General features: G+C 38.2%; 6 protein-coding genes. 3 read left to right on the top strand and 3 right to left on the bottom strand.

From position 1 onward, the window contains the following. Window positions 1–58: 58 nt before the first annotated feature. Window positions 59–526: an aminoacyl-tRNA deacylase gene (locus AC4GME_RS15875; protein ID WP_490379744.1), complete on the bottom strand. Its 468-nt coding sequence runs from the start codon at window positions 524–526 to the stop codon at window positions 59–61. A gap of 816 nt (window positions 527–1,342) precedes the next feature. On the opposite strand from AC4GME_RS15875, the gene AC4GME_RS15870 reads away from it, so the two are divergent. Then, the gene (locus AC4GME_RS15870; protein ID WP_490379743.1) at window positions 1,343–2,941 is read left to right on the top strand and encodes a B12-binding domain-containing radical SAM protein; all 1,599 of its coding nucleotides are present in this window, start codon (window positions 1,343–1,345) and stop codon (window positions 2,939–2,941) included. 249 nt (window positions 2,942–3,190) lie between these two features. Here AC4GME_RS15870 and AC4GME_RS15865 read toward each other — a convergent pair whose 3' ends face one another. After that, the gene (locus AC4GME_RS15865) at window positions 3,191–4,441 is read right to left on the bottom strand and encodes an IS110 family RNA-guided transposase (RefSeq protein WP_490379742.1); all 1,251 of its coding nucleotides are present in this window, start codon (window positions 4,439–4,441) and stop codon (window positions 3,191–3,193) included. Between the two features lie 209 nt (window positions 4,442–4,650). Here AC4GME_RS15865 and AC4GME_RS15860 point away from each other — a divergent pair, with 209 nt between their 5' ends. Further along, the gene (locus AC4GME_RS15860) at window positions 4,651–4,908 is read left to right on the top strand and encodes a hypothetical protein (protein ID WP_490379741.1); all 258 of its coding nucleotides are present in this window, start codon (window positions 4,651–4,653) and stop codon (window positions 4,906–4,908) included. Window positions 4,909–4,913: 5 nt separating this feature from the next. Next, window positions 4,914–5,315, top strand: a complete 402-nt coding sequence (locus tag AC4GME_RS15855) for a transposase (protein ID WP_490379740.1) — start codon at window positions 4,914–4,916, stop codon at window positions 5,313–5,315. 686 nt (window positions 5,316–6,001) lie between these two features. Here the strand turns inward: AC4GME_RS15855 and AC4GME_RS15850 are convergent. Then, window positions 6,002–7,547, bottom strand: a 1,546-nt coding sequence (locus tag AC4GME_RS15850; protein ID WP_490379739.1) for a bifunctional metallophosphatase/5'-nucleotidase, incomplete at its 5' end; no start/stop codon positions are given.

Raw genomic sequence — 7,547 nt, 5'->3', positions numbered from 1 at the left:
TTTACAGTCTTATTTGATAAAAACACCTTAAATTATTAAGGTGCTGAGTAGTTACAATTTAAAAAGGTACCGAAATTTTTATAACAGTCGGTTTAACTAATTTTTCAAAATCTTGATAGCTTAATTTTATCAACTCTGAAGTTAATCCTGCTGCAAAAGTGATTTGCTCACTCTTTGTTAATGTCTCTGCAACATACACATTCATATTAAACAAATTTCCAAAAGGAGGTATTGCACCAATTTCGCAGCTTGGAAATAGAATAGTAAATTCATCTTCTGTAGCTAATTCAATCTGTTTGGCGTCGGTAGCATTTTTCAATAAATCAAAATCAATTTTATACGATGAAGGTAAAACAACCATTGTCATCTTGCCATCAATTCTAACCATAACAGTTTTAGCTAACTCTTTACCCGGAATATGAGCTGAAGCTGCAACTTCAAGTGCAGTAAAAGCGCTAGAGTGGCTTATAACAACATACTTAATTTTGTTATTATCTAAATAGTCTTTCAATTTTTTTATAGGCATAACAGGCTCCAAATAATAAAAAGTATCTTTTTATTTCCAAACGTTATGGTCGTTTATAACGAATTCGAGTTTTTAGAAAGGTTTTCTACAAATATAAGTAAATTAAAATATTCACAAGAAATTTACTTAATCACCAGCTCAAAATATATTAAACAGTCTAGGTCGAATAAACGTCATTTTTGATTTAAACAAACAATACACAGTGCTCTGCATATATTGTTATATGAGCCGTTAAATTTGTCTTGGCCTGGAATCAAAACGAACACAAACCGACTACATAATTGCAGCATAGTAGAGAATGAACGTTTTTCTAATCAAATCGCATTAGTTGTGGTGGAACTCTATTTTTCGGAAGTCAATCAGCGTAAATCTTGTTGTTTTTTTATCTAAATGGTAAGGAGCTTCTTGATAACTGCTGAATTTTTCATGCGGGAAATGACAAAGTATAGGAAGAATAAAGACCCAGTCAAGGTTGATTTGAACATGTTATTTTATCTCATTTCGCTCCTTTTGTGCCCCTTTCAGCCTTAGAAAGCTAACTAGCTTTCGCCCCCAAGCGAGTTAGAAACCTATAAATCTTTGGCCAATATTACTCAGCCATAACATGTGATATTTGACGATTGCTATTTCGTATGAAGTATTTAAATATATTTCTTCTGAGTAATGTAGAGCCTACGAACACTATAATCTGTTGCAAAACACCTCAAATTAGCCCACACAAACGTATAAGTTGGCTAGACCAAATCAGACACTGAATAAAATGATCTATTACTGTATTATTACGCACATACATTCCCCCTATATTTAAGAACCTTAATGGCTATTCAACAATTCGATAATGAGTTCACAATTATGCGCACAGATCTAAGTGAAGATAAAACTTCCGTTATCAATGAGTTATCTTCACCTAAAATCGTTCTGGCGACGCTTAATTCTAAATTTATTCATGCCAGTTTAGGTTTACGTTATCTCTACGCTAATTTAAAAGACTTACAACAATGTTGTGAAATAAAAGAATTTGTTATTCAAACGCGACCTATTGATATTGTTGAACAAATTTTAGAATCTAAACCAGATATCGTAGGCTTTGGGGTTTATATCTGGAATATAGTAGAAACCACCAATGTGGTGAGTCTATTAAAAGTCATTGCGCCAGAAGTCAAGGTGGTATTGGGTGGCCCTGAAGTGAGTTATGAATCTGAACAGCAAGCAATTGTTCAAGCGTCGGATTATGTTTTAACGGGCGAGGCAGAGATCAGTTTTTATGAGTTATGTAAGGATATTATTAAGAACAACGAGCCTGATCGTAAAGTCCTTAAATCTAAACCTGTTGAATTAAAAAATCTTGAGATGCCTTATCAATATTATAGCGATGAAGATTTAAAAAATCGCTTACTGTACGTTGAAGCGTCGCGTGGTTGCCCCTTTAAATGTGAATTTTGTTTGTCATCTTTAGACACTAAATCAAATCCATATGAGTTAGAAGTATTCCTAGAGCAAATGGAAACGCTGTACCAACGAGGTGCACGTAATTTTAAATTTATTGATAGAACCTTCAATTTAGATATTAATACTTCACTGCAAATAATGCAGTTTTTCTTAGATAGAATGACGGATGATTTGTATCTGCATTTTGAAGTGGTTCCAGACCACCTGCCGAGAAAATTAAAAGAAATGTTAACGCAGTTCCCCAAAGGCAGTTTGCAATTTGAAGTGGGTATTCAAACCTTTAACCAAGAGGTGCAAACCAATATTAGCCGTAAACAAAATAACCCGAAATCAAAACAAAATTTGATTTGGTTAAAAGAGAATACAACTGCGCATATTCATGCCGATCTTATTTTTGGGCTACCGGGTGAAACCTTCGACACTTTCAAAGACAGCTTCGACCAACTTTATCAATGCCAACCTCATGAAATTCAAATGGGGATTTTAAAGCGCCTCAGAGGTACTCCGGTTATCCGACACACTGAAGCCTTTGATCTACGTTTCAGTCCCCTTCCACCCTTTAATATATTAAGTACAGACCGTATTGATTTTGCGACCATGCAGCTGGTAAATCGCTTTGCACGATATTGGGATATGATAGGCAATTCAGGCCGCTTTAAACATTCATTAGCTTATCTATTGGCTGATAACCCTTTTGATGACTTTATAGCGATCACCAACTGGTTGTTTAACGAAACAGGCCAAACACATAAAATTAACCTTAAGCGATTATATGAACTTCTGTCGCAAGCGGTTGAAGCATTATTTCCTGAAAAGCATCAAATTGTACTGCCTAAAATTGAATTAGATTACACCGCATCGGGATTAAAAGGCGTTTTTAATACACTCAATCTTTATGCGGGACAGAAAAAACAATCCACCAGCCAAGGTAAATTATTGCAGCGACAAAAACAACATATGCAGTAATATCACTGAAGCAACTTATGACGCTCTTAGAAAGCTTATTGAATGACTATTTTTTTGTGCTATGTACTGGGGTTTAGTTCTCGCCTTTTGTGATTAAAAGCTAAGGCGCTTTATGCCCCAAACCGAGATAGAAAGCTAAGTCGCAAACGCCCCCATTATAATATGAGTTACAAACTAAAAATAAGTGACTAAATTTATTTGGCCACTACCAAGCTCGCTTCACGCCCTGAGGCATCAGTCAAGAATAATTCAACCTGTTACGAGTGGTGATCCTCGTTCTTTCAGTGCATTCAAATACCGAACTTCGTTGTATGGTTTGCTATCTTTCCAACATCTATAAACGATTCGTATCCATTTAAAAGCCAGTGCTCGAACCGCTACTTGATGAGTACTACCTGATGCCCTTTGTTTCAAATAATTTTGATTGGCCCAGTAAGATTCTCGCCTTGAATGATCGGCCCATTCAATGAATGACTGACGTAAAAACTTAGAGCTGTGCCATCGCCAATGCACCCACATTTTCTTCCCACTGCGTTGAGTTACAGGGGCAATGCCAGTATATTGCTGCACTTCCTTCGCTGAGTTAAACCTATCTTTTCGGTCGCCAAAAGCGGCTAACAAGCGAGGTGATAAACACTTTCCTGCACCAGGTAACCCCTCAAAAATAACGGCATCTGGAAGCTCTGACATCACATCACTAATTAGCTTGTCATAGTGATGAATATTAGCCATAGCTTCAGAAATACGCTTTGCGTAAATTACCGCTAAGGTTGAATGAGTTCCAACAACGGCCTCGTCATCAGTCAATGGCGTAGCGTTTTGGATTATTGATATCCGCCTTTCAATATTAGCCAGTTTATAGATTCCATGCACATGGAAAAACTTACTAAAAGTGGATATTCGAACTCGTTTTGCATGTTGGCACGTTGGCCATCGTAGAACGAACGCACAAAATGCTTGTGAGTCACGATGATCAAACATTTCAAGGACTTCTGGATAGTATTGTTTGAGTACATTGATTATTTGATTGTTTATTCGCTGCTTGTCATCAACTAATTTTCGCCGATGTTCAACCAAAAACATGAGCTTTCTCATTTGAATACTTTGTAGTTCTAGAGGTTTAAAGTGTTCGGGGTAACGCAGCATAAGCTCTAAAGCAAATTCGGCATCAGTCGGATCATCTTTAGCTTTACTAGATTTGAATGCCGTACGATATTTAGCTAATGTTGTTGGATTAATTGGGACAATGGTAAAAAAATAGAAGTGTTGCAAAGCGTAGATTATTGGCCCTTTAGATAGCTCAACAGCAATGGCAATTTGACCTCCAAAACGTTGATACAACCCTTTAGCCCAAGACTCTATTTCATTTATATTATGTTGAATAACTGCAAATTCACGCTTCCCTGTATCCTCATCTTGCACGCAGACATCATGTTTATCGTCCGCCCAATCCAACCCAATAAATGCTTTATAATCGACACTATCTAAATGTGAAATCATACAAACCTCCTTCATTACAATTGCATGCATCTCAAACTCTTCGAAAGCAATATAATGAGCAGTATTTGCGAGCCCTGAGTATTCGTTAGCGAGTTTGAGGCACTCACCGTGTCGAAACTAAAGCGATAAACATCGTAATGTTCCGGGAAAATATTCGTACACAATGAGTGCATGCCTTCCTAATAGTATGGATTACTAAGCAGGCACTAGTGATGGTTATATCCGGGAATAAGCGAGCGTGGGGATTTAAAAAAAAAGTTTGGCTGTCCCGCCTTTTTTTGTCTATTCAAGGGTTATACATGCGCCATCTGAGTTACAAAATGAGCAACAATAAGATAAAACAATTAACTCCAGAAGCAATAGAAAAGCATTTCCCATTAGCAAATACAGCACAGGCGACAATTTGTAATTTAGTCGTGATGAACTGCCTAAAAGAGCAAATAAAAACATTAGAAAAATCGCATTAACACAAGTGAAATTAAGCAAGGATTTTCAACAACTGCTAACCATTGACGGTATCGGCAATATTCTAGCACTCACTATCATGTTAGAAACGGGTGATATTCATCGATTTAATAAAGTTGGGAATTACGCTTCATATTGCCGTTGCGTCAGTGGTGCTCGTTATAGCAACGGTAAAAAGAAAGGTAAAACCAATTCCAAGAATGGCAACAAATACTTAGCTTGGGCATTTGTAGAAGCTGCCAATTTTGCCATTCGTTATAACAAAACCGTTAAAAGCTATTATCAACGGAAATTAGCTAAAACTAATCAAACGATTGCCATTAAAACAGTGGCACATAAATTAGCCAGAGCTTGTTTTTATGTGTTACGAGACAAAGTAGCGTTTGAAGTTGAAAAAGCATTTTGTTAAGAATTTGGCATCGTTCATGAGTTACACATGGGGTTGGTAAAACCATTAGACTTGATTGAGCCTTGAACGATACCATTTAATTTGTTGTAAAGAAGATATGCCCAGCGTTAAAGCCATAACGGGTTGGACGGTTTAAATAAAACCGAACCATAGACTTGTTAAGTTGCAGAAAGATCTGCAAAGAACTGGATTACCGTTGGCACGAAATAATTACTGAGGCTTATAAAGCCAAGAGCAGTAGCCATACAGCATTGCATGACTACACCGCTTTAATTCAGATGGGTGACTGGTGCATATTGACACCAACATCGTGATTTTTAGGTGTGTATTAATTAGCAACAAATTAGCGCTTTAAGTACGATCAATTACTTGGAAAAAAACCAAGGAAATTAACATACCTGCTTGACCGAAGCTTACTAATGGGTGACCTATTTATGTTTATTGCGTTTGCAATGTGCGATTAAAGCGACTTTAGCGAGAATACTGTCAATGGCATCAAAGATATAATCAAAATCACTGGACAGGTATTCAAAACAGTTTTCTTTATCAATAAAGTCATCAATAATATTTATTTGAATCTGGGGGGGAACCAAGCAGTGAAAGTATGCAGGAGATACTTCTGGAATCTTTGAATTAGTGTCGGGAAGTTTGCTCTTCCCGACACTATAACTAATATAAGTTGAATATTATTTGATGATGTTCATTCTCGTATCTTCGATAAGTGTGAAAGCATCTTCTTCAGTTTTTAGATACTCAGCCAGGATATCGGTAGTTTCCCCGTGCGACTCTATTTTTTCGCCAGCATAATATGGCATTCCATACATGGCAGCAATTTGATTCAGCAGCTCTACGACAGCAACACTATATGTTTGGTCTGCAACTAATGCTTGCTCGCCAACGAAAACATTACTGATTCTCTTACCAACATCTTTTGTCGGATCAACATCGAATGTTAAGCCACTTGCCTGCATTAAAAAGCCGTTTTGCTCAAAGCCAGTTTCCGCTACATAGTCTGCTGAAAAGCTCGCTTCCAGGGCAGTAAGCACTTGTTCGCCTGTCATTGGAATAGTGACTAGCCCACCCGTTTGCTCCGCCATTCCCAGAATATTATATACATCTCCCAGAGTAATATCTCCTGCTGATGCACTTGCGCGGATCCAACCTGAGTTCATAAGAGAGATATCTGCACCACTTTTCGTTCTGAAAGCGTCGCTAACCAGTCGTCCAAGGTTTGTACCACCTGTACGGATGATTGCTCTTTCTCCTTCAAGACGGACTGGTGAAACGGCAACCACTTCACTTAATACGGCATCAGCGTTCACTTTAATGGCGTCAAGAACGGCAGATACAGCTTCATCATCAGAACTTTTTAATGTCTCATCCGTCATGTCCACAAGTCGAGCCGATTTAGAAACTACCTTATCACCGACGATAGAGATAGTTGTACGACCAATATTTGTCATATTGTCACCGGAATTAACGATAAGTGTACCACCAACCACTCTACCTTCAGGTGTGGCAACATGGTCATGTCCATCAAGAATAACGTCTATTCCCTTTACCTGCTCTGCAAGACGTGTGGAACTAAGCTCGCTCACCTCATCACCTAAGTGGGCAATAACAAGAATTACATCTGCCTGTGCCTCTAATTCAGGCATCAGCTTGTTCATGGTGACAACTGGATCTTCGTAATAAAATTCTGTGCCAGAATATTGATGTGTAACCAGACCCACGATAGCGACATTGACATCATTGATCGCTTTAATCTTATAAGGTTCAAAAATAGGCTCACCGTTTTCACTGTTTTCTCCTGCTGGGAAAAGGTTAGCGACCACATATGGGAAATTCCTTTTCGTTTGTAGTACCAGGAATCGTTCCTCACCAAAATCTACGGCATGATTTCCCATCGTCATGGCATCGTATTGGACAACGTTTAATGCCTCAATCGCACTTGCTCCCTTATCAAGGTTTGTAACTGCATTACCGGCGAGCATATCTCCCGCATCAAGCAGCAGAACCTCTTTTCCTTGCTCTTCAAGCGTATTTACATAACCCACCATGCGGCTGAAACCGATAGTTTCATCAGTTGGTGTTAAGCCATAACCATGCACATCATTAGTGCTGATAATGGTTAGTTCAAAAGCTTCGGGTTCATTAACTTTGGGGTCATTAACGCCGGATTCATTCGTACAGGAAGCACAAAGAAACAGAACCGCTGAGCACAGTAATGTT

It is taken from the genome of Psychromonas sp. (genome assembly GCF_983033635.1).
Note: the sequence above shows the minus strand (reverse complement) of the source record. Positions and strands in the feature narration are given on the sequence as shown.

What these genes read in the sequence shown, in the direction of transcription:
- AC4GME_RS15870 (WP_490379743.1), top strand. Translation starts at nt 1,343, where the DNA reads ATGGCTATTCAACAATTCGATAATGAGTTCACAATTATGCGCACAGAT.
- AC4GME_RS15875 (WP_490379744.1), bottom strand. Translation starts at nt 526, where the DNA reads ATGCCTATAAAAAAATTGAAAGACTATTTAGATAATAACAAAATTAAG.
- AC4GME_RS15865 (WP_490379742.1), bottom strand. Translation starts at nt 4,441, where the DNA reads ATGATTTCACATTTAGATAGTGTCGATTATAAAGCATTTATTGGGTTG.